At 66.5% G+C, this 23,886-nt stretch carries 25 protein-coding genes and 2 tRNA genes; 8 read left to right on the top strand and 19 right to left on the bottom strand.

The genetic code is table 11. The annotated features are described in order from the left end of the window. The first annotated feature begins 76 nt into the window (after positions 1-76). Positions 77-1,645 carry a sensor histidine kinase gene (locus QT382_RS06080; protein WP_289253139.1) on the top strand — a complete coding sequence of 523 codons (1,569 nt, stop codon included), beginning with the start codon at positions 77-79 and terminating at the stop codon, positions 1,643-1,645. Positions 1,646-1,673: 28 nt separating this feature from the next. On the opposite strand, the gene QT382_RS06085 is transcribed toward QT382_RS06080, so the two are convergent. Further along, the gene (locus QT382_RS06085) at positions 1,674-2,030 is read right to left on the bottom strand and encodes an ArsR/SmtB family transcription factor (RefSeq protein WP_289253140.1); all 357 of its coding nucleotides are present in this window, start codon (positions 2,028-2,030) and stop codon (positions 1,674-1,676) included. Positions 2,031-2,104: 74 nt separating this feature from the next. Then, positions 2,105-2,440, bottom strand: coding sequence for a hypothetical protein (locus QT382_RS06090; protein WP_289253141.1), 336 nt, complete (start codon positions 2,438-2,440; stop codon positions 2,105-2,107). Positions 2,441-2,577: 137 nt separating this feature from the next. On the opposite strand from QT382_RS06090, the gene QT382_RS06095 reads away from it, so the two are divergent. Next, complete coding sequence (locus QT382_RS06095) at positions 2,578-2,943, top strand: carboxymuconolactone decarboxylase family protein (RefSeq protein WP_289253142.1); 366 nt, start codon at positions 2,578-2,580, stop codon at positions 2,941-2,943. Here the strand turns inward: QT382_RS06095 and QT382_RS06100 are convergent. Then, the gene (locus QT382_RS06100) at positions 2,927-3,397 is read right to left on the bottom strand and encodes a thioredoxin domain-containing protein (RefSeq protein WP_289253143.1); all 471 of its coding nucleotides are present in this window, start codon (positions 3,395-3,397) and stop codon (positions 2,927-2,929) included. The two genes, QT382_RS06095 and QT382_RS06100, sit on opposite strands and share 17 nt — an antisense overlap. Beyond that, entirely contained in the window at positions 3,394-4,326 is a 933-nt protein-coding gene (locus QT382_RS06105; protein WP_289253144.1) for an MBL fold metallo-hydrolase, read from the bottom strand. Before QT382_RS06105 ends, QT382_RS06100 begins: the two co-directional genes overlap by 4 nt. Before the next feature lie 119 nt (positions 4,327-4,445). On the opposite strand from QT382_RS06105, the gene QT382_RS06110 reads away from it, so the two are divergent. Beyond that, positions 4,446-4,772, top strand: a complete 327-nt coding sequence (locus QT382_RS06110) for a c-type cytochrome (RefSeq protein WP_289253145.1) — start codon at positions 4,446-4,448, stop codon at positions 4,770-4,772. An 18-nt stretch (positions 4,773-4,790) separates the two neighbouring features. Next, positions 4,791-6,089 (top strand): NAD(P)/FAD-dependent oxidoreductase, encoded by a 1,299-nt coding sequence (locus QT382_RS06115; protein ID WP_289253146.1) that lies wholly within the window; start codon positions 4,791-4,793, stop codon positions 6,087-6,089. A 14-nt stretch (positions 6,090-6,103) separates the two neighbouring features. Here QT382_RS06115 and soxB read toward each other — a convergent pair whose 3' ends face one another. From soxB to QT382_RS06180, 13 genes are all read right to left on the bottom strand, one after another. Then, positions 6,104-7,831, bottom strand: a complete 1,728-nt coding sequence (gene soxB, locus QT382_RS06120; protein WP_289253147.1) for a thiosulfohydrolase SoxB — start codon at positions 7,829-7,831, stop codon at positions 6,104-6,106. Between the two features lie 75 nt (positions 7,832-7,906). After that, a complete protein-coding gene (gene soxX / locus QT382_RS06125) occupies positions 7,907-8,557 on the bottom strand; it encodes a sulfur oxidation c-type cytochrome SoxX (protein ID WP_289254703.1) in 651 nt (216 codons plus the stop codon). A 19-nt stretch (positions 8,558-8,576) separates the two neighbouring features. Further along, positions 8,577-9,374 (bottom strand): sulfur oxidation c-type cytochrome SoxA, encoded by a 798-nt coding sequence (gene soxA, locus QT382_RS06130; RefSeq protein ID WP_289253148.1) that lies wholly within the window; start codon positions 9,372-9,374, stop codon positions 8,577-8,579. Between the two features lie 71 nt (positions 9,375-9,445). Continuing rightward, the gene (gene soxZ, locus QT382_RS06135; protein ID WP_289253149.1) at positions 9,446-9,757 is read right to left on the bottom strand and encodes a thiosulfate oxidation carrier complex protein SoxZ; all 312 of its coding nucleotides are present in this window, start codon (positions 9,755-9,757) and stop codon (positions 9,446-9,448) included. 54 nt (positions 9,758-9,811) lie between these two features. Continuing rightward, a complete protein-coding gene (soxY, locus tag QT382_RS06140) occupies positions 9,812-10,282 on the bottom strand; it encodes a thiosulfate oxidation carrier protein SoxY (RefSeq protein WP_289253150.1) in 471 nt (156 codons plus the stop codon). Between the two features lie 89 nt (positions 10,283-10,371). Further along, positions 10,372-11,454, bottom strand: coding sequence for a c-type cytochrome (locus tag QT382_RS06145; RefSeq protein ID WP_289253151.1), 1,083 nt, complete (start codon positions 11,452-11,454; stop codon positions 10,372-10,374). Next, positions 11,438-12,814, bottom strand: a complete 1,377-nt coding sequence (soxC, locus tag QT382_RS06150; RefSeq protein WP_289253152.1) for a sulfite dehydrogenase — start codon at positions 12,812-12,814, stop codon at positions 11,438-11,440. The genes QT382_RS06145 and soxC overlap by 17 nt, the downstream gene beginning before the upstream one ends. 215 nt (positions 12,815-13,029) lie before the next feature. Next, positions 13,030-13,104: transfer RNA gene (locus QT382_RS06155), tRNA-Val, on the bottom strand. Between the two features lie 70 nt (positions 13,105-13,174). Further along, a tRNA-Val gene (locus QT382_RS06160) sits at positions 13,175-13,249 on the bottom strand. A 96-nt stretch (positions 13,250-13,345) separates the two neighbouring features. Then, positions 13,346-14,047 (bottom strand): DNA polymerase III subunit epsilon, encoded by a 702-nt coding sequence (gene dnaQ / locus QT382_RS06165; protein ID WP_289253153.1) that lies wholly within the window; start codon positions 14,045-14,047, stop codon positions 13,346-13,348. Between the two features lie 3 nt (positions 14,048-14,050). Continuing rightward, positions 14,051-14,854, bottom strand: coding sequence for a prolipoprotein diacylglyceryl transferase (lgt, locus tag QT382_RS06170; RefSeq protein WP_289253154.1), 804 nt, complete (start codon positions 14,852-14,854; stop codon positions 14,051-14,053). A 64-nt stretch (positions 14,855-14,918) separates the two neighbouring features. After that, positions 14,919-15,914, bottom strand: a complete 996-nt coding sequence (locus tag QT382_RS06175) for a tetratricopeptide repeat protein (protein ID WP_289253155.1) — start codon at positions 15,912-15,914, stop codon at positions 14,919-14,921. A gap of 67 nt (positions 15,915-15,981) precedes the next feature. Then, positions 15,982-16,893, bottom strand: a complete 912-nt coding sequence (locus QT382_RS06180; RefSeq protein ID WP_289253156.1) for a LysR family transcriptional regulator — start codon at positions 16,891-16,893, stop codon at positions 15,982-15,984. A gap of 100 nt (positions 16,894-16,993) precedes the next feature. Here QT382_RS06180 and ilvD point away from each other — a divergent pair, with 100 nt between their 5' ends. After that, positions 16,994-18,673: a dihydroxy-acid dehydratase gene (gene ilvD, locus QT382_RS06185; RefSeq protein WP_289253157.1), complete on the top strand. Its 1,680-nt coding sequence runs from the start codon at positions 16,994-16,996 to the stop codon at positions 18,671-18,673. A 16-nt stretch (positions 18,674-18,689) separates the two neighbouring features. On the opposite strand, the gene QT382_RS06190 is transcribed toward ilvD, so the two are convergent. After that, positions 18,690-18,938 carry a TIGR04438 family Trp-rich protein gene (locus QT382_RS06190; protein ID WP_289253158.1) on the bottom strand — a complete coding sequence of 83 codons (249 nt, stop codon included), beginning with the start codon at positions 18,936-18,938 and terminating at the stop codon, positions 18,690-18,692. Positions 18,939-19,055: 117 nt separating this feature from the next. Here QT382_RS06190 and QT382_RS06195 point away from each other — a divergent pair, with 117 nt between their 5' ends. Beyond that, positions 19,056-19,364 (top strand): c-type cytochrome, encoded by a 309-nt coding sequence (locus QT382_RS06195; RefSeq protein WP_289253159.1) that lies wholly within the window; start codon positions 19,056-19,058, stop codon positions 19,362-19,364. A 65-nt stretch (positions 19,365-19,429) separates the two neighbouring features. On the opposite strand, the gene acs is transcribed toward QT382_RS06195, so the two are convergent. After that, a complete protein-coding gene (acs, locus tag QT382_RS06200) occupies positions 19,430-21,391 on the bottom strand; it encodes an acetate--CoA ligase (protein ID WP_289253160.1) in 1,962 nt (653 codons plus the stop codon). A gap of 158 nt (positions 21,392-21,549) precedes the next feature. On the opposite strand from acs, the gene QT382_RS06205 reads away from it, so the two are divergent. Next, positions 21,550-22,143 carry a TIGR00645 family protein gene (locus QT382_RS06205; protein WP_289253161.1) on the top strand — a complete coding sequence of 198 codons (594 nt, stop codon included), beginning with the start codon at positions 21,550-21,552 and terminating at the stop codon, positions 22,141-22,143. Positions 22,144-22,203: 60 nt separating this feature from the next. After that, positions 22,204-23,748, top strand: a complete 1,545-nt coding sequence (locus QT382_RS06210; protein ID WP_289253162.1) for a fumarate hydratase — start codon at positions 22,204-22,206, stop codon at positions 23,746-23,748. The last annotated feature ends 138 nt before the right edge of the window (positions 23,749-23,886 follow it).

The following is a 23,886-nucleotide window of genomic DNA, read 5'->3' on the forward strand; positions in this document are numbered from 1 at the left end:
CTGCGCGGCGCCATCTATCTGCTAATCTCCGCCGGCACAGCCGCGCCAGCGGCGACTTTGTAGGGAGATGAGCGCCTTGCTGCTGAAACAGTCGTCGTTGCGATACGCCGTGATGGCAGCCCTTGGTGTGGGGCTGCTGCTGCCGACGCTGGGCGCCCTGATCTTCGAGTTCAACCGGGCCGAAACCGAGGCCATGGCGGACCTGCAACGCGACCTGAGCCGCAGCACCGAGGTGCTGGCCCTGTCGCTGGCGGAGCCGGTCTGGCAGGTGTCGCCGGATCTGGCCGAGCCCATGATCAAGGCCCAGGTCAACGACCCGCGCTTCGTCTCGGTACTCGTCGTCGAGCCCTCCAATCCCAAGCCCTTCTACGAGACGCCGCAGCGTGCCGACGTCGACCCCAAGCTGACCCTGAGCGAAACCCGCCCGGTGCTGCGCGATGGACGCGAGATCGCCAAATTGACGGTGGTCATGAGTTCGGAGCCCTTCCTGGCCCGCAAACGCGCCGACCTCTGGAACCAGGTGCTGCGCAGCGTGATCGCCCTGCTGATCTGCGGCGTGTTCACCATGCTGGTGATGCGGCGCCGCGTGCTGGGCCCCATGAGCCAGCTCAGCGCCGCCGCCGAGGAACTGGCGGCCGGCCACCTGGAGCGACCGCTGGAAGTCAGCAAGGGCGATGACGAGATCGCCCGCGTCGGCGCCGCCATGGAGCGCATGCGCCAGGCCCTGCTCGCCGCCTTCGAATCGCTGCGCATGCACAACAACACGCTGGAAGACCAGGTCGCCCAGCGCACCAACGAACTGACCCGGGCCAACAACGAGCTGACCACCACGCTGCGCAATCTGCAGACGGCGCAGCGCGAGCTGGTCGAGGCCGAGAAGCTGGCCTCGCTGGGCCGCCTGGTGGCCGGCGTGGCCCATGAGCTGAATACGCCGCTGGGCAATGCGCTGACCGTGGTGTCGGCGCTGGATGACCGCTACCGCCAGCTCGATTCGATGATGAACTCGCAGACGCCGATACGCCGCAGCGTGCTCGAGGAGCTGGTCAAGGATACGCAGCGCGGCCAGGACATCCTGCAGCGCAACGTGCAGAAGGCGGCCGACCTGGTGCGCGACTTCAAGCAGGTGGCCATCAACCAGACCAATGACGCCCGCGGAGAGTTCGACCTGACCCGAGTGGTCGAGAGCCAGCTGGTGATGGTGGAGCCCAGCTTCAAGCGCACCCGTTACGAGATCAGCACCGAACTCGAAGCCGGCCTGATGCTGGACAGCTACCCGGGCGCCCTGGGCCAGGTGCTGACCAATCTGCTCATGAACGCGCTGCTGCACGCCTTCGACGGTCTGGAGCAGGGCCGGGTGCGCATCAGCAGCCGCAGGGTCGACGCGCACGAGATCGAGCTCTGCGTGGAAGACGACGGCCGCGGTATGGACGAATCGGTGCGCCGCCAGATCTTCGACCCCTTCTTCACCACCAAGCTGGGCACCGGCGGCTCGGGCCTGGGCATGCACATCGTGCACAACATCGTGACCAATGTGCTGGGCGGAACGATCGAAGTGATCAGCGCACCTGGCAAGGGCTGCCGCATGCAGATGCACCTGCCCACGGTCGCGCCTGAGCGGCACGAGGCCGAAGAGCACGCCGCCTGAGCGGGGGCCGGATCCACCCGGCCTGCATTCAGCGGGCCGTCGCCGGCACCAGCCGCTCCTGGAGCTCCAGCTCCGATTCCGGATCCAGCTCGATGGCCACCTGGGTACAGACCGCGCGGCACAGCGCGGCCACGCGTTCGCTCTGCAGCTTGTAGTAGATCTGGGTGCCCTCGCGCCGCTTGGACAGCACGCCGCTGCGGTACAGCGTGGAGAGGTGCTGCGACATGTTCGGCTGCGTGGTCTCGATCTCGGCCAGCAGCTCCGACACATTCTTTTCGCCATGGCAGACCGCGCTGATGATCTTCAGCCGGATCGGGGTCGACAGCAGCGAGAACAGCTCGGCCACCGACTCGAATACCTTGTCCTGGACGGGGTTGGCTTCCATGCAATTTGGCGGAACGAAAAAGCTGCGGCGATTCTATTCGTAGAGACGAATATTCAAGCCCCCCAGGGCCTCGGTCACTTGAACCGGTAGTAGTCCTTGTTCAGCACAGCCGCAATGGCGGTCACTTCCTCGGGAAACATGCCGAGGCTCAGCTCGGTATTGCAGGACTCGACCATGCCACGCAGCTGGCCGGCGGTCTTGATCTTCTCAAGCGGTCGGTAGACGTCCGAGCCATCGCCACCGAACTTCTTGGCATGGCATTCGGCGCAGCGCTGCTCCTTCAGCAGCTTGCGACCGAGCTGGAGGTCGGCGCCCTGGAAGATGCTGGCGTCGTCACCCGCGATGGCCAGCGTGGTCAGGCCGATGCCGGCCGCCAGGCCCAGCGCGATCAGCACCCTGGTCTTGTTCATCGCCGCTCCTTGAGGCTGCCCGGCGATGCTAGTGGAGCGTCGCCCCCAGGCCAAGCCGCAGGGCCATTGCCCTGCATCAAACACGGCGCTCCGCGCCAGCCTCAATATATGAGTGTTGACTGATATGGGGAAGCCACATGAGCAGAAAGAACTACCGCGCCATCACCTCCGAGGTCTCGTCGGCCCTGACCCGGCTGCGGGCCGGCATCCCGGAGACGAGCCGCAACTTCTCGGCACTGGCCCAGGCAAGCACCCGTGAGGGGGTGCTCGACCGCAAGACCAAGGAACTCGTGGCAATGGCCCTGTCGGTCTCGGCCCGCTGCGACCCCTGCCTGGGCTTCCATGCCGAGGCCCTGGTCCGCCTGGGCTGCACGCGTCAGGAACTCGAGGAGATGCTGGGCGTCTGTGTCTACATGGGCGGAGGGCCCTCGCTGATGTATGCCGCCTATGCGCTGGAAGCCTTCGAGCAATTCAGCAGCACGCCGGTCACGGAGCCAGCCTGAGCAGCTCCATCACGTCGGCCTCGAACATCTCGCCGGGAATCATGTCGCGCAGCCGGCCCGAGGCCTCGACGGTCACCGTGACCGGCACGCTGCGCCGCACCGTCAGCGCCGCGGCCAGGGGCTGAACGTCGAGGCTGACCGGGAAGCTCCAGCCGCGCGCCGCCATGTGCTTGCGCAGCGCTGCCGCATCGCCACCGCGGGCCGCACCCAGCAGTTGCAGTCGCCGGCCCTGCGCCGCCCGGTGCAGCTTCTCCACATGGGCGTTGTGCCGCTCGCAAAACGCGCAGTCCAGCGACCAGAACACGACGACCTGGGCATGGCCTTCCAGCGGCGTCCAGGCCTGGCCATCGAGCAGGCGCACCACCGGCCAGGCCACGCGCTCACCTCGCTGCGCCGGCGCCGCCAGCGCCGAGCCACTGAAAGGCATGGCCAGCAGCAACTCGCGCCGCCTCATCGCCCTTCCCTCTCCATCAGCAGATAGGTGTTGTAGGCATTGATGCGATTGGCCGCGCCGAACAGCGGCAGCTTCTCGAAGCGCGACCAGTCGGCGCGCTTGTAGGCTTCTTCGAAAGGCTCCATGTCGCGCGCCGCCTCGCCCATGGTCTTGCGCAGGTAGGCCAGGTAGTCGCGGGTCAGCTGCAGGTCGGCACGGGCGGTGGTGGACAAGGGCCCATGGCCGGGCACGATGACCTCGGCGCCGAAGCCCAGCAGCTGATCCAGCCCGGCGATCCAGCGACCGCTGTCGGCCTGGCCGACGAAGGGCACGCGGCCGCGGAACACCAGGTCGCCCGCCAGCAGCAGCTTGAGCTGAGGCACATAGACCACCAGATCCTCGGGCGTGTGGGCCGGACCGGCCGGCTGCAGCAGGAAGTCCAGGCCGCCCAGCTTCAGCGTGGTCGGCTGCGCGATCCAGCGGTCCGCAGCCACCAGCTGCGTCTGCTCGTCTATCCAGGGGAACAGATCCTGGCGGCTGGCCTTGAGCCGCAGATTGGCGGTCTCGGAGTGCAGGTAGGCCTGGCCCTCCGTCTGCGCGATCACCTGGGCGCCTGCGGCCTTGAGCACCTGCAGGCCGTAAATGTGGTCGGCGTGGTAGTGGGTGACGACGACATAGCGCAGCGGCTTGTCGGTGATGCGCCGTATCGCCGTCAGCAACTCCTCGGCCAGCGCCGGCGAGCCGAGCGCATCGACCACCAGCACGCCCTCATCGGTGACCACGAAGGCGGCATTGGAGATGAAGTTACGGTTGGCGCTTGAGCCCAGCGCCGACTCGCCCTGGACCATCCAGGCCCGCGGCGCGACCTGGACCGGTGTGAGGACCTGGGCTCCGGCCGACAGGGCCAGCAAGGCGGCCAGGCCGCCGGCAAGCAGACGCTTTATTAGCATCGGCGAATATTAAGGCCTGTCCCCGGTTTTCGTGCTCCCTCGCTGGCCGACTATGCATAGAGGCTCTGCGAGGCAGCAAGCTGTGTCAGGATGCAGGACCCACTCGAAGGGAGTTCGCGATGACACGAGTCCTTCTGCTCTGCGCTGCGCTGGGCTTCGCGGCTGGCGCCGTCCAGGCCCAGACCCAGTCCCAAGCCTCCGAAACCCTGCGTTCCCGCAGCCTGGCCGCCACCTGCGCCAACTGCCACAGCACGCAGGGCAATGCCAAGGGCAGCATGCCTTCGCTGGCGGGCCGCAAGGAGGACGAACTGCTGAAGCTGCTGAGCGACTTCCGCAGCGGCGCCAGGCCAGCCACCGTGATGCACCAGATCGCCAAGGGCTACACCGAGGACCAGCTCCGCCTGGTCGCCAAGCATTTCGCCGCCCTGCCGGCTGCCAAGCGCTGAGAAGCCAGGGAGACCGCGATGAACAGCAAGCAAGAAGCAAGCACGATTGCCCGCCGCCAGATCCTGATGGGCGGCCTGTCGCTCGGCAGCCTGGCCCTGGCCGGTTGCGCCGGCATGGGCCAGGGCCCATCGATAGGCCGCGTGGTCGTCATAGGCGGCGGCTTCGGCGGCGCCACGGCGGCCCGCTATCTGCGCCTGTGGGGCGGCAATGTGGACGTGACCCTGGTCGAGCGCAACGCCGGCTTCGTGTCCTGCCCGATCTCCAACCTGGTGCTGGGCGGCCACAAGCAGATGGCCGACATCAGCCTGGGCTACGAAGGCCTGCGCTCGCTGGGCGTGAAGCTGGTGCAGGGCGAGGTGGTGGCCATCGATGCCACGGCCAAGACCGTGCGCCTGGCCGACGGCAGCGCCCTGCCCTATGACCGCGTCGTGCTGTCGCCGGGCATCGACTTCATGCTCGATGGCATAGGCGGGCTCAGGGCCGCGCTGGACAGCGGCCAGGTGCTGCACAGCTGGAAGGCCGGCCCGCAGACGGCGGCCCTGCGCAAGCAGCTGCTCGACATGCCAGACGGCGGCGTGGTGGCCATCAGCATTCCCAAGGCGCCCTACCGCTGCCCGCCCGGCCCCTACGAGCGAGCCTGCATGATCGCCAGCTACCTGAAGGCCGCCAAGCCCAGGTCCAAGCTGCTTGTGCTGGACGCCAATCCCGAGATCACTTCCAAGAAGGGCCTGTTCGAGAAGGCCTTCAAGCAGCATTACGACGGGCTGCTGGAGTACCGCGCCAATGCCGAGCTCAAGGAAGTGGGTGGCAACGGCAAGCTGGCCAAGCTGGAATTCGAAGACGTCAAGGCCGATGTCCTGAACGTGATCCCGCCGCAGCGCGCCGCCGAGCTGGCGGTCAAGGCCGGTGTGGTCAACGTCAACCAGCGCTGGGCCGGCGTCCACTGGCTGACGATGGAATCCACCGCCGTGCCCGGCGTACATCTGCTGGGCGATGCCATCTTCCCGGGCCCCGGCATGCCCAAGAGCGGCCACATGGCCAACCAGCAGGCCAAGCTGGCGGCGGCAGCCATCATCCAGCTGCTCAAGGGCGAGGCGGTCAATCCGGCGCCGGTGCTGATGAACACCTGCTACAGCTTCGTCACCGCGGCCGAGGTGATCCACGTCGCCTCGGTCCACCAGTACGACGCTGCCGACAAGGGCTTCAAGCCGGTGCCGGGTTCGGGTGGCGTGTCGGCCGCGGCCAGCGAGCTGGAAGGCGCCTATGCCCTGTCCTGGGCCCAGAACATCTGGGATGACATGCTGGGCGGCGCCTGAGCGTCAACCAGCGTTCAGGACGTCAGCCCGGCGTTGCCCTGCACGCCGACCAGCCGCGGCGCATTGATGCGTCGCGGCTTCACATGGCCCTGGCTCTTGAGCCATTGCTCGACCAGGTCCCAGACCATGGTCTTGCCGGAGCGCGCCTCCTCGGACACCGGCGCCCAGCCGGCCACCTTGTAGGTCTTGCCGGCCTCTATCGGCTTGCCGTTCAGGCGCATGTCCTGGATGCGTGAGCCCATGGCCGCGCCCGGCTCGCAGGCATAGCTGAGGCCGCCCACGCGCACCATGTCACCACCCTGCTGGTAGTAAGGATCGGGGTTGAACAGGTTGTCGCAGACGTCCTCGAGCACGGTCTTGATGGTCGCGCCGGTCATCTCGGTGAGCGTGGCATAGGAGTAGGTCGTGGCCAGCTGGTCCATCATCAGCTCGCGGGTGATGGCCTCGCCGGGCAGCAGGCTGGTGCCCCAGCGGAAGCCGGGCGAGAAGGCGATCTCGGCGCCCTGCACTTCCAGCAGCGCATCGACGATCAGCTGGTCCCAGCTGCCGTTGAAATTGCCGCGGCGGTAGAGCAGGCCATCGGTGACGGCCAGCTTCTCGTTCAGCTTGCCCTCATAGGGCTGGCGCAGCTTGCTGATCAGGGCCTCCATCTCCGGGTCGGCCTTGAGCATGTTGGCGAACACCGGCAGCAGCCGGTAGCGGAAGTCCGTCACCTTGCCGTTCTTGACCTCGAAGTCCAGCACGCCGAGGAACTTGCCATTGCTGCCGGCATTGGTCACCAGGGTGGTTCCGCCGGCATTCTTCACCTGCACCGGCACCGGCACGCCGTCATGCGTATGGCCACCGAGGATGGCGTCTATGCCGCGCACTTTCGAGGCCAGCTTCAGGTCCACGTCCATGCCGTTGTGCGAGAGCAGGACCACGACCTGGGCACCCTTGGCGCGCGCCTCGTCGACCATGGCCTGCATGTTCTCGTCCTGGATGCCGAAGGCCCAGTCCGCCACCAGGTAGCGTGGGTTGGCGATGGGCGTGTACGGAAAGGCCTGGCCGATGATGGCGCAGGGCACGCCGTTGATCTCGCGTATCACATAGGGCGCGAACACCGGGTCGCCGAAGTCATTGGTCTTGACGTTCTGGGCGACGAAATCGACCTTGCCCTTGAAGTCCTTGTCCAGGATTTCCTTGACCCGCTCCATGCCATAGGTGAACTCCCAGTGGCCGGTCATCACGTCCACGCCCAGCAGCTTGCAGGCCTCGACCATGTCCTGGGCATTCGTCCACAGCGAGGTGGCCGAGCCCTGCCAGGTGTCGCCACCATCGAACAGCAGCGAACCGGGCCGGCTGGCTCGCAGCCGCTTCACCAGGCTGCTGAGATGGGCGAAGCCGCCGACCTTGCCGTAGCGCCGCGAGGCGCGCTCGAAGTCCAGGCCGCTGAAGGCGTGGGCGTCGGCAGAGCCCGGGCGCAGGCCGGCACTCTTCAGCAAGGCCTCGCCGACCAGGTGCGGCGAGCGTCCCTGCATGCTGCCCAGACCCAGGTTGACGCTGGGCTCGCGGAAGCGGATGGGCAGCAGCTGCGCATGGCAGTCCGTCATGTGCAGCAGCGACACCTGGCCGAAGCGCGGCACGTCGTAGAAGGCCTGCTCGGCCACGGCGGCATCCGCGTCGGCATGACGGCCCAGATTGAGGCCGGCCACCGAGGCCGCCGACAGCATCTGCAGGAACTCGCGCTTGCTCAGGTTCATGATAAGTAGCGGCTTATGTTCTGAAGCTGAAAAAGCCCGCCGCTCATCCTGAGCCGGCGGGCATGGGCCCGGGGCCTACTGGTTGACCGGCGAACGCGGGTCCAGCAGCAAGGCCATCAGGTGGCGGATCTGCTCTTCGTCCAGCAGCTTCATGTGGCCGAAGCGCGGCATGTTGGAGCAGGCCGAATAGGCCTTGGAGTTCCACAGCTTGCCCCAGGTGTACTGGACGATGGGCGCCGAGGCCGGATCGGCCACGTCCTTGACGCCGCGCAGCTTGCCGTAGTTGTAGAGGCTGGGACCAATGGTGCCGAACGAGACCTCGGCCGGGCCGATCTGGTGGCAGTTGTAGCAGCTGGCGCCATTGCCCTTGGGATCGGCCGACTTGTCGGTCCAGGTCATGCCGCGGCCGTTCTGGGCCAGCTTCTCGCCCTCTTTCCAGTCGCCCAGGTACTGGCCGCCGGTCGGCCACTTGACCGAGGCCAGCGATTCGGCCTCGATCTGCTTGCTGACGGCCTCGGACGGTGCCTCGGCGCCGGAGCAGGCTTTCTGGCCCAGGTCCTGGTCCAGGCGCTGCATCGTGGCAATGCCCTCTTCCCGGAACGAGGCCTTGAGCATGGCCTGGGCCTGGGCATCGAGTTCGGCCGAGCTGGGCAGGCTGGCACAGCCGACCACGGCGGCGGTGCCGACGACGATCAGGGCCAGAGACTTGAACTTGTTCTTGCTCATCATGGCTTGGCTCTCCTGCTCAGCGCTTGATCGCCGGGGCGATGGATTCGGCGCCCTTGGCATTGACGCCCATATAGACACCCAGGGCGACCGTCACATCCGAGGCATAGCCCGGGTACGGAAAGCGCTGCTGACGGAAACAGTCGTTGAGTCGCCGCTGCATGCTCCACAGCTCGCCGCTGGAGACGCGATAGGCCGGCCAGGCCGCGAAGCCGATACCGTCACCGGGGTTCTTGGTCAGGTTGGGCAGGTCCTGCAGGCGGATGCGCTGGCCTTCGGTGCCGTGGCAGGAGGCGCAGGAGAAGTCCATGGGGCCGCCGCGAAAGTAGAAGGCGCGCTTGCCCATCTCGTACATGCGGCGCTCCTCGGCATGGCCCTGCGGCAGGTTCATGCGGGCGCCACGAGACTCGGAGGCCACCCAGGCCGCCAGCGCTTCCATGTTGGACTGCTCGCCGCGGCCGAACGGCGTCTTGGCGATGGCGGCAGCGTCCAGGCCCTGCAGCGTGCTCATGCAGGTCAGCAGGCGCGACTCCAGGTCCTGCACCTTGCCGGTATCGGCGAAGAAGCGCGGCAGCTCGACGAAAGCGCCCTTGACCACGCCCGGGCCCTTGCCCAGGTCGCAGGCCTGCAGCGTGGCGTTCTTGGGTCCGCGCTTCTGTTTCCAAAGGTCCTCGCCCTTGGCCTCGAACAGCTCGGCGGGGTTGCCGTCCGCCAGCAGCTTGCGGTACTCGGCAATGCCGTCGGCCGCCGTCTTCTGTGCCAGGGCCGGTGCGGCGCTGCAAAGCGCCACGCACAGCGCCAGCCATCCTCTGCGCATGCTCATCATCATCGATGGGTCTCCTGCCTGTTGTTGTTCGACGGGCCGGGCTGGCCCGCGCGGGGGCGTGATCAGCTGACGACGGCTTCGTCGCTGCGCTTTTCGCCCTTGTTGTCGGTCCAGCTGATGCCGATCTTGTCGCCGGCCTTGGCGCCCTTGATCTGGAACTCCATGAAGGGGTTCTTGGACACCGAGGGGCCCCACTCGGCGGTCATCACGACCTTGCCGTTGAGCGAGGCGCTGACCTCGTTGATGTACCAGGCCGGGATGGTCTTGCCGGCGCTGTCCTTGCGCTGGCCGGTTTCCATCTCATGGGCCATCAGCACGCGCACGGTCACCTTGTCGCCGGTCACCTGCGCCCGGATGCGCATAGGGTCTGCCATTTGGGTATCTCCTTGGGATTCAGTTTCGAAGTCAGGGCTGAGGTCTTGGCAGCTTCAGCCGCCACAGCCCCCCAGCGTGACCTTCACTTCCTTCTGCGCGAACAGCACCTTGTTGTCGTTGGTCACGACCACGGCGAACACATTGGACGACTGGCCCATCTTGACCCGCGCCTTGAAGGCCGGCTCGATCTCGGGCGTGACGTTGAAAACCGCGGCCAGCACCGCCGGGTTCTTCTCGACCAGCAGCATCACCTGCTTGACACCGCCCAGCGTGGTGGCCACGCCCAGCGGCACGACGGCGCCGTTCTCGGCGATGTCGGGGGCACTGATGCTGACGTCCTTGCTCTCGGCCGGTGCGCCGAGGCCCAGCGACTTGAGCACGTCGGCCAGCGACTTGGCGTCGAACGCGCCCTTGCCGGCCACCGGGCCGGACGCATGGGCCAGGCCGCCGAACAGGCCGCTGGCCAGCATCAGCGACGCCACCTTGGCGCTGGTCGCGAGCATCTCGCGGCGGTTTGAGATCATCTGGGTCTCCTTGATCGGTCTCGATGAATACATGCTAGGAAAGGGAGGGGCCCGCCATCAACCGTGCCATCCCGTACAGAACCTGGGCCTCAGCGCAAGGCGCCGGCCTTGAGCCACTGGGCGATCGTCGCAGCTTCGGCTTCACCCAAGGACTGCGGGGGCATGGGAACACCGCCCCAGACGCCGGATCCACCGGAGCGTATCTTGCCCGCCAGATAGGCCTCGGCGTCGATGCGGCCGGCATATTTCTTCGCGATCTCCCTGAACGGCGGGCCGACCAGCTTGTTGTCGACCGCATGGCAGGCCGTGCAGCTGTATTTGTTCAGCAGGGCCATGGGCGCGGCCGGCTTGGCGGCAACGGGTGCGGCCGTGGCAACAGGCTTGGGCAACGAGCCGGCGCCGGCGGGCCGGGTCGTGTCCACACCATGCTGGGCGCCCACCGCGCGGTTCTGGTCGGCCAGGTTGCCGTGGGCATTGCGGGCATGCTCGGGCAGCATGGAAGCGACGGCCGCCTCGGTCGGGCAATGGCTCATGCAGGCCTGGGCCTGCACGTCGGGCTTGCTCGGCTTGCCCAGCGCCTTGCCCGGCCACAGCGCATGGTCCAGCGTCATGCCCTTTCGGTTGGGCATGCGCGCCTGGACCTCGGCGATGTTGCGGTCCGAAAGCACGAAGTCGTCGCCCACCACGCCGCCCAGGTTCAGCAGAAAGGCCGTGACCGCATAGACCTCCTCGGTGCTTAGGGTCTTGGGCGCGGTCCAGGGCATGGCGCGGTTGATGTAGTCCCACAGCGTGGAGACTGTGGCCACCTTCATCAGCGTGGTGCGGCCCGGGTAACCCTTGTCGTCCAGACGGGCGACGCGGCCGGTCTTGATGTCATCGGCGCTGGTGCCGCCGACCAGCGGATTGAACACCTCGCCGCTCTCGCCAAAGATGCCATGGCACTGGGCGCACTTGGCTTCCCAGACCTCCTGGCCCCTGGCCACGCTGCCCGAGCCCTTGGGCAGGCCCTTGAAGTCGGGCCGCACATCGATGTCCCAGGCGGCGACCTCCTTGGGCGTGGCTGCGCGGCCAATGCCAGGCAAGTCGCGGGGCTGGGCGGCGGCCGAAGCGGCCAGCAGGAGAGCGAGGACAGGCAGCAGCCAGCGCTTCATGCGCTCAGGACAACTGGACATTGCGCACCTCGCCATCCTCTTGCACCAGCCAGGTCTGGATGGCGTTGTTGTGATAGATCGAGCGGGTGCCGCGCACCTCGCGCAGCTGCCGGTAATTGGGCTGCACATAGCCGGTCTCGTCCATGGCCCGGCTCTGTATCAGGGCCGGCTTGCCATCCCAGACCCAGTCGATATTGAAACGGCTCAGGCACTTGGCCATCACCGGGCCTTCCAGCCGCGCGCTGCGCCAGTTGCGGCCGCCATCGACCGACACATCCACTCGCTTGACCTTGCCGCGCCCCGACCAGGCCAGGCCGGAGATGTTGTAGAAGCCCTTGTCCAGCAGCACCTGGCCGCCGGAAGGCGTGGTCACCACGCTCTTGCATTCCTGGGTGCTGCTGTACTGGCGGTGCAAGCCGCCTGGCATCAGGTCGATGTAGTGCACCGCCTCGTCCTTGCTGGCCCAGGGCTGGTCGCCCACCTCGATGCGGCGCAGGTACTTCACCCAGCTCACGCCCTGCACGCCGGGCACGACCAGGCGCAGCGGATAGCCCTGCTCGGGCCGCAGCATCTCGCCGTTCTGGCCGTAGGCGATCAGCACCTCGCCGCTCTCGACCAGTTCCATGGGAATCGTGCGGGTCATCGAGGAGCCATCGGCCCCTTCCGCCAGCACATAGCGGGCCTTCCTGTAGTCGACGCCAGCCAGGTCCAGCAGGATGCGCAGCGGTACTCCGGTGAACTCGCTGCAGCTGAGCATGCCGTGGCTGTATTGCACCGTGGGCACGGCCACGTTGCCCCACTCCATGCCCGAATTGGCGCCGCATTCGATGAAGTGGAAACGCGAGACCGGCGGCAGCCGCATGATCTCGTCCATGGTGAAGACCATGGCCTTCTTGAGCAGGCCCGGATCCGAACCGTTGATCATCAAGCGGTGCTTGCTGGGGTCTATGTCCCACCAGCCCTGATGATGACGCTCGAAATGCAGGCCGCTGGGCGTGACGATGCCGAACAGCGACTGCAGCGGCGCAAACGAGACCGAGGCCTGGGCCGTCTGAGTCAGGCCAGGGCTCTGGCGGCGCTGCACGTTGGCTTCGTACTTGGAGGGCTTGCCATAGCCGTCGGTCGCAACCGGCTGACCCAGGCCCTTGCCGTGCTCGGGCAGCTGCAGGATGTTGGGATCGCCCTCGCCGCCTGGCGGCGTTTGGGCGGCAACGAGTGGCACTGCCGCCGCGGCACCGGCGACCGCAAATGCATTGCGCAGAAAGCTGCGCCGCCCTGCCTTGGCCTCGGCAAAGACCTGGCGGATGCCGGCCGCATCGATGAAGTTCTCGGGCGCCTTGATCAGGCGCCCGGGCACTCCCGGCTTGTCTGCTTGGCCCACGGACCGTCTCCTTGCTTGCTCTTGTGCTCGGGATCCGACTTGGCTGGCCACGGTATCGCAGACCGGCTCGGTGATCCAGATCAATGAATATCACTATGCCCGAATATTTGGCTTCAGTGAACTAACAAGAACAAGGGAAAACGCGGAATACGGTTTGGCGAGCGCACAAAGCAAGACGCCCCGCCGGGGACCCGACGGGGCGTTTGTTCAAGGCTTGGTGGGCGGTGCAGGGTTCGAACCTGCGACCCCTGCCGTGTGAAGGCAGTGCTCTACCGCTGAGCTAACCGCCCGGTATCTGGCGGAGGCGACTTTCACGAATCCGTCGAGGCCGATCGAATGGCCGGACTCTTCAAGGATTCCTGGTGGGCGGTGCAGGGTTCGAACCTGCGACCCCTGCCGTGTGAAGGCAGTGCTCTACCGCTGAGCTAACCGCCCGGTCTGTCGCTGACAAAGCCCCTTTCGAGACTCTTGCCAACCGGGAAGCCCGCGATTATGCCATGGAAATTTTGGATTACCAGCGAGCGCGCCAACTCATTGCCAGATGCGCTTCCCGCCCGAGGCCTTGTCGAGATCGGCCAGCACGGCTTCGTGGGCCGCCAGCTCGTCGGCCGTGGCCGCGGTCACCGGCAATTCGAAGCGACTGAGGTCCACCGCAGCAAGCTTGAGCTCGCCGGCGACCGACGGGCCTTCGCCGGCCTCGTCCATCAGCAGCGCGTCCTGGCCGCGGGTCAGGCGGATATAGACCTCGGCCAGCAGTTCCGCATCCAGCAAGGCGCCGTGCAACTTGCGGTTGGAGTTGTCGACCTCCAGCCGCTTGCAAAGCGCATCCAGCGAATTGGCCTTGCCGGGGAACATGTCGCGCGCCATCAGCAGGGTATCGCGCACACCGCCGACGGTGTCGGTGATGGGCGGTTTGCCCAGGCGCTTCAGCTCGGCATTGATGAAGCCGATGTCGAACGGCGCGTTGTGGATCACCAGTTCCGCGCCGGCCAGGAAGGCCAGCAGCTCTTCGGCGATCTGGGCGAACCTGGGCTTGTCGGACAGGAATTCCTCGGTCAGGCCGTGGACCCGCAAGGCGTCCTCATGGCTGGCCCGCTCGGGGTTGATGTACAGGTGCAGGTTGTTGCCGGTGAGCTGGCGGTTGACCATCTCCACGCAGCCGACTTCGATGATGCGGTCGCCGCCCTCGGCCAGCAGGCCGGTGGTCTCGGTGTCGAAGAAGATCTGGCGCATGACTCAGACCGCCTTCCTGCGCGTCGCCCAGATCCAGATCGCCAGGCCGACCAGCACCATGGGCAAGGACAACCACTGCCCCTGACTCAGGCTCAGCGCACGCAGACCCAGGTAGGCGTCGGGCTCGCGGAAATACTCAGCGATGAATCGCATGGTTCCGTAGCCCATCATGAAAACCCCCGAGACCTGGCCGGTGCGGCGCGGCGAGCGCGCGTAAAGCCACAGGACGACGAACAGCAAGAGGCCTTCGCCCAGCGCCTGGTAGAGCTGAGAAGGATGGCGAGCGATGCCGTCATGCGCCTGCGGGAAGATCATGGCCCAAGGCAGATCGGCCGGCGCCTGGCGCCCCCACAGCTCGCCGTTGATGAAGTTGCCGAAGCGAACGGCTGCGATACCGGTCGGCACGCAGGGCGCGACCAGATCCGCCACCTGAAAGAAGCTGCGGCCACGGCCACGGCCGAACCAGGCCAGCGCCAGCAGCACGCCCAACAGGCCGCCGTGGAAGGACATGCCGCCCTCCCAGACCTTGAAGACGTCCAGCGGGTGTTCGGCGAAGAAGCCCGGCTTGTAGAACAGCACGAAGCCGAGGCGTCCACCCAGGATCACGCCCAGGACGCCATAGAACAACAGGTCGTCGATGTCGCGGCGCTGCCAGCCCGCAGCCACATGCCAGGGCCGTGCCGCCACGCGGTTGGCCAGCCAGAGGAACAGGCCGAAGGCGACCAGGTAGGTCAGGCCATACCAATGAATGGAGACGGGACCCAGGTGCAGGGCGACCGGGTCAAACTGCGGATGAACCAGAGGCATCGGCTAGGCAGGAATCAGGGCGAGGCGCGCATCATAGCCAGCCCTGCCCTGCGACCCCGCGGCTCTAGCCCAGCTCGGCCAGTCGCTTGCGCGCTTCCTCGACGTTGCGCGGATGGGCGTTCTTGTCGGCCACAAAGCGCTGCAGCGCGGCCTTGGCCTGGGGCTTGTCACCCTTGGCGATCCAGGCCAGGCCGACGCGGTAGTCGATAGGCAGGCTGGCGGCACCGTCCAGTGCGCGGGCCTGCTCCAGCAGAGTCAGTGCCTCGTCCGCCTTGTTCAGATCGGTCAGCGCACGGGCCAGGCCGTAGCTGCCCGCCGCATGCTCCGGAAAGTCGCGCCTGACCCGCTCGTAGACGGCACGCGCCTGCTCCGGCTGCTTGGCATTGAGATGGGCCAGGCCCATCTGCTGCCAGGCCCGGCGCAGGTTGGTGCGCAGGTCCTTGTCCTGACCGACCTGGACGGCGCCGAGTTCACGCTCGACGACCGCCCATTGCTTGTCCTGCACCGCCTGGCGCGCCCTCAGCATGCGGCCGTATTGCGGATTGAACTTGTCGGTGTCCGCCACCAGGGCCTGGGCCTTGTCGGCCCCGCCGCCGACGATGCCCGGCGCCATCAGGTAGTACTGCAGCAGCGACTCGCGGGCCTCGTACAGCTGCGGATCCAGCTCCACCGCCTTCTTCAGGTTGTCCCGCGACTTGCCGGCCAGGCCCGGCATCTTGAACACACTGGCATTCATGGCCTGCACGCCGGACAGTGTGCCCAGCATGTAGTGGCACAGCGCCACCGGCGGCTGCCGGCCGACGCACTGCTCCAATCGGCCGACGGCCTGCTCGATCTTCTTCTCGTCGCCCAGATCCATGGCGGCTCGACCCAGCGCAACGACGGCTTCGGCATCGTCAGCCTTGGCGGCCAGGCGGCTCTGTGCCAGCTTCTCCAATTCCAGCGGCCGGCCCATGTCGGCCGCCGCCTGCAGCTGGGGATCCTTGAACTGCGCCTGGGCGGTACCGAGCGCCAGGCTCAGGCTTGCCAACACATACAGGCTGCGCCCGTTCTTGACCATGTTTTCTCCTCCGGTTGGTTTGCAATCCCGGATCAACGCCCGGGCGCGCCGAAGGTTACCCGGGAATTCACCGAGGCCGCCGCCTGACCTTTGACACTTGGAGCTGGTCTCTGGCGTGGACCACGAAGCGCCGCACGGCCGGCGCAGCATCGGGCCGCCAGATCAGACTGGTTTCGCAGACCGGGGCGGCCCGCACCCGCTTGTAGACCACGCCGCTGCGCTGCAGTTCCATCAGCGCCTCGGGCACCCAGGCCACGCCGAGGCCGGCCGACACCAGGTTGACGATGGTCTGCATCTGGATCGCCTCCTGCACGATGTGGGGCACAGCCTGATGGTCGCGATAGAAGCCCAGCACGGCGTCAAAGAGAGAAGGTGCGATCTGCCGTGGAAAGATGACCAGGGGCAGGCCCAGCAAGTCATGGGCACCCAGGCGGCTGCGGCCGGCCAGCGGCTCTTCGCTGGACAGGGCCAGCACCAGGGGCTCGCTCGCCACCCTCAACGATTCGAAGCCCGCCGGCACGGCGCCGGGCGCATGGACGATGAAGCCGGCATCCAGGTCGCCCGACTCGAATTCGCGCAGCTGCACGTCGAGCGTGGCCTCGCGCAGGCTCAGCTCCACCTCGCCATGCTGCTCGCGGAAGGCCCTCACCCAGCGCGGCAGCTCGCCGTAGCCGACCGTGGACACGAAACCCAGGCGCACCCGCCCACGCTGCCCCAGCGCCGCCGCCTGCACCAGGCCCGACAGGCCCTGGGCCTCGGCCAGCAGGCGCTGGGCCGGCGCCAGCAGGGCCTGGCCGGCCGGCGTCAGCTGCACCGAGCGGCTGGTGCGCTCGAACAGCGCGGTGCCCAACTCCTGCTCCAGCTTGCGTATCGCCATCGTCAGCGGAGGCTGGGTCATGTGCAGGCGCGCGGCGGCGCGGCCGAAGTGCAGTTCCTCGGCCACGGCCACGAACTGGCGCAGGCTGCGCAGCTCGATCATCGATACACCTCACGAATCAATTAGACCACAAGAATATATTTGATCCGCAGGCTGCTGGCCGGGATACTGCCGCCTTCCCAGGCCCGATCCGCAGTCCGCCATGAGCTACAACCGCCGCTCCAAGAACATCACCGAGGGCGTCGCCCGCGCCCCGAACCGCTCCATGTACTACGGCATGGGCTATGAGGAAGGCGACTTCGGCAAGCCGATGATCGGCATCGCCAACGGCCACTCCACGATCACGCCCTGCAACTCCGGCCTGCAGAAGCTGGCCGACGCGGCCGTGATCGGCCTGAAGGCGGCGGGCGCCAATGCCCAGCTGTTCGGCACGCCGACGATCTCGGACGGCATGGCCATGGGCACCGAAGGCATGAAGTACAGCCTGGTCTCGCGCGAGGTGATCTCCGACTGCGTGGAAACCTGCGTCGGCGGCCAGTGGCTGGACGGCGTGATGGTCATCGGTGGCTGCGACAAGAACATGCCAGGCGGCATGATGGGTATGCTGCGCGCCAATGTGCCGGCCATCTACATCTACGGCGGCACGATCAAGCCCGGCCACTACAAGGGCCAGGACCTGAACATCGTCAGCGTCTTCGAGGCCGTGGGCCAGTTCAGCGCCGGCAAGATGAGCGAAGAGGACTTCTGCCAGATCGAGAAGCGCGCCATCCCGGGCAGCGGCTCCTGCGGCGGCATGTACACGGCCAATACGATGAGCTCGGCCTTCGAGGCCCTCGGCATGAGCCTGCCCTATTCCTCGTCCATGTCCAACGTTGAGGACGAGGTGGTCGAGAACACCAAGCGCGCGGCCGAGTACCTGGTCGAGGCGGTCAAGGCCGACCTGAAGCCGCGCGACATCGTCACCAAGAAAGCCATCGAGAACGCTGTCGCCGTCATCATGGCCACCGGCGGCTCGACCAACGCGGTGCTGCACTTCCTGGCCATCGCCCATGCGGCCGAGGTGGACTGGACCATCGACGACTTCGAGCGCATGCGCAAGAAGATCCCGGTGCTGTGCGACCTGAAGCCCAGTGGCCGCTTCCTGGCGGTGGACCTGCACAAGGCCGGCGGCGTGCCGGCCGTGATGAAGGAACTGCTGAAGCACGGTCTGCTGCATGGCGACTGCATCACCATCACCGGCAAGACCGTGGCCGAGAACCTGGCCAGCGTGCCCGAGCTGAGCGCCGCGCAGGAAGTCATCCGCCCGGTCGAGAAGGCCATCTATGCGCAGGGCCATCTGGCCATCCTGCGCGGCAATCTCTCGCCCGAGGGCTGCGTGGCCAAGATCACCGGCCTGAAGAGCCCGGTGATGACCGGGCCGGCCCGGGTGTTCGACGACGAGCAATCGGCCCTGGCCGCCATCATGGCCGGTCAGATCCAGGCCGGCGACGTGATGGTGCTGCGCTACCTGGGCCCCAAGGGCGGCCCCGGCATGCCCGAGATGCTGGCGCCCACCGGCGCCCTGATAGGTCAGGGCCTGGGCGAGAGCGTGGGCCTGATCACCGACGGTCGCTTCTCAGGCGGCACCTGGGGCATGGTGGTCGGCCATGTGGCGCCCGAGGCCTACGAGGGCGGCACCATTGCCGTGGTGCAGGAAGGCGACTCCATCACCATCGATGCCCACCAGCTGAAGCTGGAACTGAATGTGCCGGCCGAGGAGATCGCCCGTCGCAAGGCGGCCTGGATCAAGCCGGCGCCGCGCTACACCCGCGGCGTGCTGGCCAAGTTCGCCAAGAACGCTTCCAGCGCCAGCAGCGGCGCGGTGCTGGACCGCTTCGAGTGATCGCCTGGCGGCGCGCTCACCTGCGCCTGGATTTCGGATCCTGCTGACCCAGCGCCGCCATGGCTTTCTGGCGGCGCTCTTCCTTGCGCTGGTCCAGCTTGTCCATCTCCAGGCGCTGGGTGCGGCCGCTGGCATCCGACCAGGCCCACCAGACGACGGCCAGCGCGAACGGCGACAGCACCCAGATCCAGCTCAAGCCCTGGACCGGCGCCACGCCGATCAGCTTCAGCGCGATGGCCAGGACGCCGATTGCAATAAACCACATGTCTAGCCTCTCTTGCTGTACGTCAGGACTGCGCTGCATACAATCATTCGCAGCCTGAGTTCGACTCTTGCAGCGGACTGTAGTCCAGAACCATTCCCCTCCCCTCGAAAGGAAATCATGAAGCTGTCCTCCACGCTGATTGCCCTGGCTACCGTCGGCCTGCTGAGCGCCCCCGCGTTCGCGAACCAGGAGCTGGCGCAGAAGAAGAATTGCATGGCCTGCCACCAGGTCGACAAGAAGGTCGTGGGACCGTCCTACAAGGACGTGGCTGCCAAGTACGCCAAGGACAAGGACGCCGCCAAGAAGCTGGCCGAGAAGATCATCAAGGGCGGCTCGGGCGCCTGGGGCGCCGTGCCGATGCCGGCCAATGCCGTGACCCAGGCCGAGGCGGATCAGCTGGCCAAGTGGGTGCTGTCCATCAAGTAAGCCTTCGTAGCTCGAATGCAGAACGGCCCGCTTGTGCGGGCCGTTTCCGTTTGGGCGGTCGACCGTCAGTTGGTCTGGGCCAACTGTTCCAGGATCGCCGGATTCTCGAGGGTCGAGGTATCTTGCGTGATCGCCTCGCCCTTGGCGATGGAGCGCAGCAGGCGGCGCATGATCTTGCCGCTGCGGGTCTTGGGCAGGTTGTCGCCGAAGCGGATGTCCTTGGGCTTGGCAATGGGGCCGATTTCCTTGGCCACCCAGTTGCGCAGCTCGGCGGCAATCTTCTTGGCTTCCTCGCCGGTGGGGCGCGGGCGCTTGAGCACCACGAACGCGCAGATCGCCTCGCCGGTGGTCTCGTCCGGACGACCCACCACGGCCGCCTCGGCCACCAGCTCGGTGCAGGACACCAGGGCCGATTCGATCTCCATCGTGCCCATGCGATGGCCCGACACGTTCAGCACGTCGTCGATGCGGCCGGTGATGGTGAAGTAGCCGGTCTCGGCATCGCGGATCGCGCCGTCGCCCGCCAGGTAGTAGCCCTTGAGCTCGGGCGGGTAGTAGCTCTTCTTGAAGCGCTCCGGATCGCCGTAGATGGTGCGGATCATCGAGGGCCAGGGCTTCTTGACCACCAGGATGCCGCCCTGGCCGTTGGGCACGTCGTTGCCGGTCTCGTCGACGATGGCCGTCGTGATGCCCGGGAAGGGCAAGGTGCAGGAGCCGGGCACCAGGGTGGTGACGCCGGGCAGCGGCGTGATCATGTGGCCGCCGGTCTCGGTCTGCCAGAAGGTGTCGACGATGGGGCAGTTGCCGCCGCCAATGTGCCGGTGGTACCACTCCCAGGCGGCCGGATTGATGGGCTCGCCCACCGAGCCCAGCAGGCGCAGGCTGGTCAGGTCGTAGTTCTTGGGATGCACGGCCTCGTTGCCCTCGGCCGCCTTGATCAGCGAACGGATCGCCGTCGGTGCCGTGTAGAAGATCGTGACCTTGTGCTTCTGGATCATCTGCCAGAAGCGGCCGGCGTCCGGGAAGGTGGGCACGCCCTCGAACACGATCTCGGTGCCGCCCAGGGCCAGCGGGCCATAGGCGATGTAGGTGTGGCCGGTGACCCAGCCAATGTCGGCCGTGCACCAGAACACATCGTCCGGCTTCAGGTCGAAGGTCCATTTGGTGGTCAGCGCCGCATGCAGCAGGTAGCCACCGGTACTGTGCTGCACGCCCTTGGGCTTGCCGGTCGAGCCCGAGGTGTAGAGCAGGAACAGCGGATGCTCGGCCTCGACCCATTCCGGCTCGCATTGCGTGGAGACGCCTTCGGTCAGCTCATGCAGCCACAGGTCGCGGCCCGCCACCCAGTTGATGGCGCCGCCGGTGCGCTTGTAGACGATCACGTCCTTCAGCGTGGGGCAGCTGTTGTCGGCCAGGGCCTCGTCGACGATAGCCTTCAGCGGCAGTGCCTTGCCGCCGCGCTGCTGCTCGTCGGCGGTGATCACCATCACCGCGCCGGCATCCTGGACACGGTCGCGCAGGCTCTGGGCCGAGAAGCCGCCGAACACCACAGAATGCGTGGCGCCAATGCGCGCGCAGGCCTGCATGGCGGCCACGCCCTCGACCGACATCGGCATGTAGATGACGACCCGGTCGCCCTTCTTGACGCCGCGCGCCTTCAGCGCATTCGCGACCTGGCCCACCTTGGCCAGCAGCTGGCTGTAGCTGACGTTGGTGACCGTGCCGTCGTCGGCTTCGAAGATGATCGCCGTCTTGTCGCCGAGGCCGGCTTCGACATTGCGATCCAGGCAGTTGTAGGAGACGTTCAGCAGCCCGTCCTCGAACCACTTGAAGAACGGCGCATTGCTGTCGTCCAGGGTCTTGGTGAAGGGCTTCTTCCAGCTCAGCAGCTCTCTGGCCAGACGCGCCCAGTAGGCCTGGTGATCGGCCTCGGCCTCGGCCACCAGGGCGGCATAGGCCTCCGGCCCCTTCACATGGGCCTGGGCCGTGAAGGCGGCACTGGGCGGGTACTTCTTCAACTCGGTCATGTCTTGTCTCCTCGGGAACTTGCGGCGCTGCCATGCGGACTGCTGCGCACTTTGCGTGTCGTCTCTGACGAACCGCTTACTCTACCCGTGGGAAATGGCCGGTCAGGGGCAACACCTAGAATCCGCCCGATTTCGAAACCCACTGGTAACCGAAGCCCATGAGCACGCCCAGCCCCCAGCGCCCCCTGCCCCGCCTGATCTTCGCCAGCCGCTGGCTGCAGCTGCCGCTGTACCTGGGCCTGATCCTGGCCCAGGCGGTCTATGTGTTCCAGTTCTGGACCGAGCTGGTACACCTGATCGAGGCTGCATTCGGCAACCAGCAGGCGCTGCAGACGCTGGTGACCAGCATCGGCTACCAAGGCGCCGAGGTCATCAAACTCAACGAGACCATCCTGATGCTGGTGGTGCTGGGACTGATCGACGTGGTGATGATCTCCAACCTGCTGATCATGGTGATCGTGGGCGGCTATGAAACCTTCGTTTCGCGCATGGACCTCGAAGGCCACCCTGACCAGCCGGAATGGCTCAGCCACGTGAACGCCTCGGTGCTCAAGGTCAAGCTGGCCACCGCCATCATCGGCATCTCATCGATTCACCTGCTGAAGACCTTCATCAATGCCAACAACTACACCGAGAAAGTGCTGCTGTGGCAAACGGTGATCCACGTGGTTTTCCTGCTGTCGGCCATGGCCATTGCCTACACCGACCGCTTGCTGAGCGCCAGTCATGGCGCCCACGAAGAAAAGCACTGAGTCAGGCACCAGCAATACGGCTTGCCTAAACTTCCAGCATCGTTCTCAAGAGCCACCGCCATGACGACCACCACCATCAAGTACGCCGACCTCGTCGAGAGCGTCGCCGCCGCACTCCAGTACATCTCGTACTACCACCCCACCGACTACATCGCCCACCTGGCCCGCGCCTACGAGCGCGAGCAGAGCGCCGCGGCCAAGGATGCGATTGCCCAGATCCTGACCAACTCGCGCATGTGCGCCGAGGGCCGCCGCCCGATCTGCCAGGACACCGGCATCGTCAACGTGTTCCTCAAGATCGGCATGGACGTGCGCTGGGAAGGCTTCCCGGGCTCGATCCAGGACGCCGTCGACGAGGGCGTGCGCCGCGGCTACCTGAACCCCGACAACAAGCTGCGCGCCTCGGTGCTGGCCGACCCGATCTTCGAGCGCAAGAACACCAAGGACAACACGCCGGCCGTGGTCTTCATGGAGCTGGTGCCGGGCAATACGCTGGATGTGACCGTGGCCGCCAAGGGCGGTGGCTCGGAGAACAAGAGCAAGGTCTACATGCTCAACCCCAGCGACTCCATCGTCGACTGGGTGCTCAAGACCGTGCCCACCATGGGCGCCGGCTGGTGCCCGCCGGGCATGCTGGGCATAGGCGTGGGCGGCACGGCCGAGAAGGCGGCTCTGCTGGCCAAGGAATCGCTGATGGACGACATCGACATGTACGAGCTGCTGCAGCGCGGCCCCAGCAACAAGCTGGAAGAGCTGCGCATCGAGCTGTACGAAAAGGTCAACGCCCTGGGCATAGGCGCGCAGGGCCTGGGCGGCCTGACCACGGTGCTGGACGTCAAGATCAAGACCTATCCCACGCATGCCGCGTCCAAGCCCATTGCCATGATTCCCAACTGCGCCGCGACGCGCCACGCTCATTTCGTTCTCGATGGCAGCGGCCCCAGCTTCCTGGAAGCACCCAGCCTGGACCTGTGGCCCGACGTGCACTGGGCCCCGGACTACAACAAGAGCAAGCGCGTCGACCTGAACACCCTGACCCCCGCCGAGGTGGCCAGCTGGACGCCCGGCCAGACCCTGCTGCTGAACGGCAAGATGCTGACCGGCCGCGATGCCGCCCACAAGCGCATCCAGGACATGCTGGCCAAGGGCGAGCAACTGCCGGTGGACTTCACCAACCGCGTCATCTACTACGTGGGCCCGGTCGATCCGGTGCGCGATGAAGTCATGGGCCCGGCCGGCCCGACCACCGCCACCCGCATGGACAAGTTCACCGAGATGATGCTGTCGCAGACGGGCCTGATCGCCATGGTCGGCAAGGCCGAGCGCGGCCCGGTCGCCATCGAATCGATCAAGCAGCACAAGAGCGCCTACCTGATGGCCGTGGGCGGCGCCGCCTACCTGGTCTCCAAGGCGATCAAGGCCGCCAAGGTCGTGGGCTTCGCCGACCTGGGCATGGAGGCGATCTACGAATTCGACGTGGTCGACATGCCGGTCACCGTGGCCGTCGATGCCGGCGGCACCAGCGCCCACAACACCGGCCCGGCCGAATGGCAGCAGAAGATCGCCAGCGGCAAGCCGGTGGCGATCCCGGTCGTGCAGGCCTGAACCGGTCACCGCCCCGTCACAACGAAAGCCACCCCGCGGGGTGGCTTTTTTTCTTTACCAGTCCGCACACCGCAGAGCGGGGATGGTCGCAGGCCGCACAAATCCGCATCATCCCGCTCAGCGCCCGACGAGGCGCAT

Source organism: Pelomonas sp. SE-A7 (genome assembly GCF_030345705.1).
GTDB lineage: Bacteria > Pseudomonadota > Gammaproteobacteria > Burkholderiales > Burkholderiaceae_C > JAUASW01.

Coding starts and splice junctions, on each gene's coding strand:
- QT382_RS06145 (WP_289253151.1), bottom strand. CDS start 11,454: ATGTCCAGTTGTCCTGAGCGCATGAAGCGCTGGCTGCTGCCTGTCCTC.
- acs (WP_289253160.1), bottom strand. CDS start 21,391: ATGACCGAGTTGAAGAAGTACCCGCCCAGTGCCGCCTTCACGGCCCAG.
- soxX (WP_289254703.1), bottom strand. CDS start 8,557: ATGAGCAAGAACAAGTTCAAGTCTCTGGCCCTGATCGTCGTCGGCACC.
- QT382_RS06210 (WP_289253162.1), top strand. CDS start 22,204: ATGACGACCACCACCATCAAGTACGCCGACCTCGTCGAGAGCGTCGCC.
- soxA (WP_289253148.1), bottom strand. CDS start 9,374: ATGCGCAGAGGATGGCTGGCGCTGTGCGTGGCGCTTTGCAGCGCCGCA.
- lgt (WP_289253154.1), bottom strand. CDS start 14,854: ATGCCTCTGGTTCATCCGCAGTTTGACCCGGTCGCCCTGCACCTGGGT.
- soxZ (WP_289253149.1), bottom strand. CDS start 9,757: ATGGCAGACCCTATGCGCATCCGGGCGCAGGTGACCGGCGACAAGGTG.
- soxB (WP_289253147.1), bottom strand. CDS start 7,831: ATGAACCTGAGCAAGCGCGAGTTCCTGCAGATGCTGTCGGCGGCCTCG.
- QT382_RS06110 (WP_289253145.1), top strand. CDS start 4,446: ATGACACGAGTCCTTCTGCTCTGCGCTGCGCTGGGCTTCGCGGCTGGC.
- soxY (WP_289253150.1), bottom strand. CDS start 10,282: ATGATCTCAAACCGCCGCGAGATGCTCGCGACCAGCGCCAAGGTGGCG.
- ilvD (WP_289253157.1), top strand. CDS start 16,994: ATGAGCTACAACCGCCGCTCCAAGAACATCACCGAGGGCGTCGCCCGC.
- QT382_RS06085 (WP_289253140.1), bottom strand. CDS start 2,030: ATGGAAGCCAACCCCGTCCAGGACAAGGTATTCGAGTCGGTGGCCGAG.
- QT382_RS06195 (WP_289253159.1), top strand. CDS start 19,056: ATGAAGCTGTCCTCCACGCTGATTGCCCTGGCTACCGTCGGCCTGCTG.
- QT382_RS06090 (WP_289253141.1), bottom strand. CDS start 2,440: ATGAACAAGACCAGGGTGCTGATCGCGCTGGGCCTGGCGGCCGGCATC.
- QT382_RS06100 (WP_289253143.1), bottom strand. CDS start 3,397: ATGAGGCGGCGCGAGTTGCTGCTGGCCATGCCTTTCAGTGGCTCGGCG.
- QT382_RS06095 (WP_289253142.1), top strand. CDS start 2,578: ATGAGCAGAAAGAACTACCGCGCCATCACCTCCGAGGTCTCGTCGGCC.
- QT382_RS06115 (WP_289253146.1), top strand. CDS start 4,791: ATGAACAGCAAGCAAGAAGCAAGCACGATTGCCCGCCGCCAGATCCTG.
- QT382_RS06190 (WP_289253158.1), bottom strand. CDS start 18,938: ATGTGGTTTATTGCAATCGGCGTCCTGGCCATCGCGCTGAAGCTGATC.
- QT382_RS06205 (WP_289253161.1), top strand. CDS start 21,550: ATGAGCACGCCCAGCCCCCAGCGCCCCCTGCCCCGCCTGATCTTCGCC.
- QT382_RS06180 (WP_289253156.1), bottom strand. CDS start 16,893: ATGATCGAGCTGCGCAGCCTGCGCCAGTTCGTGGCCGTGGCCGAGGAA.
- dnaQ (WP_289253153.1), bottom strand. CDS start 14,047: ATGCGCCAGATCTTCTTCGACACCGAGACCACCGGCCTGCTGGCCGAG.
- QT382_RS06175 (WP_289253155.1), bottom strand. CDS start 15,914: ATGGTCAAGAACGGGCGCAGCCTGTATGTGTTGGCAAGCCTGAGCCTG.
- QT382_RS06105 (WP_289253144.1), bottom strand. CDS start 4,326: ATGCTAATAAAGCGTCTGCTTGCCGGCGGCCTGGCCGCCTTGCTGGCC.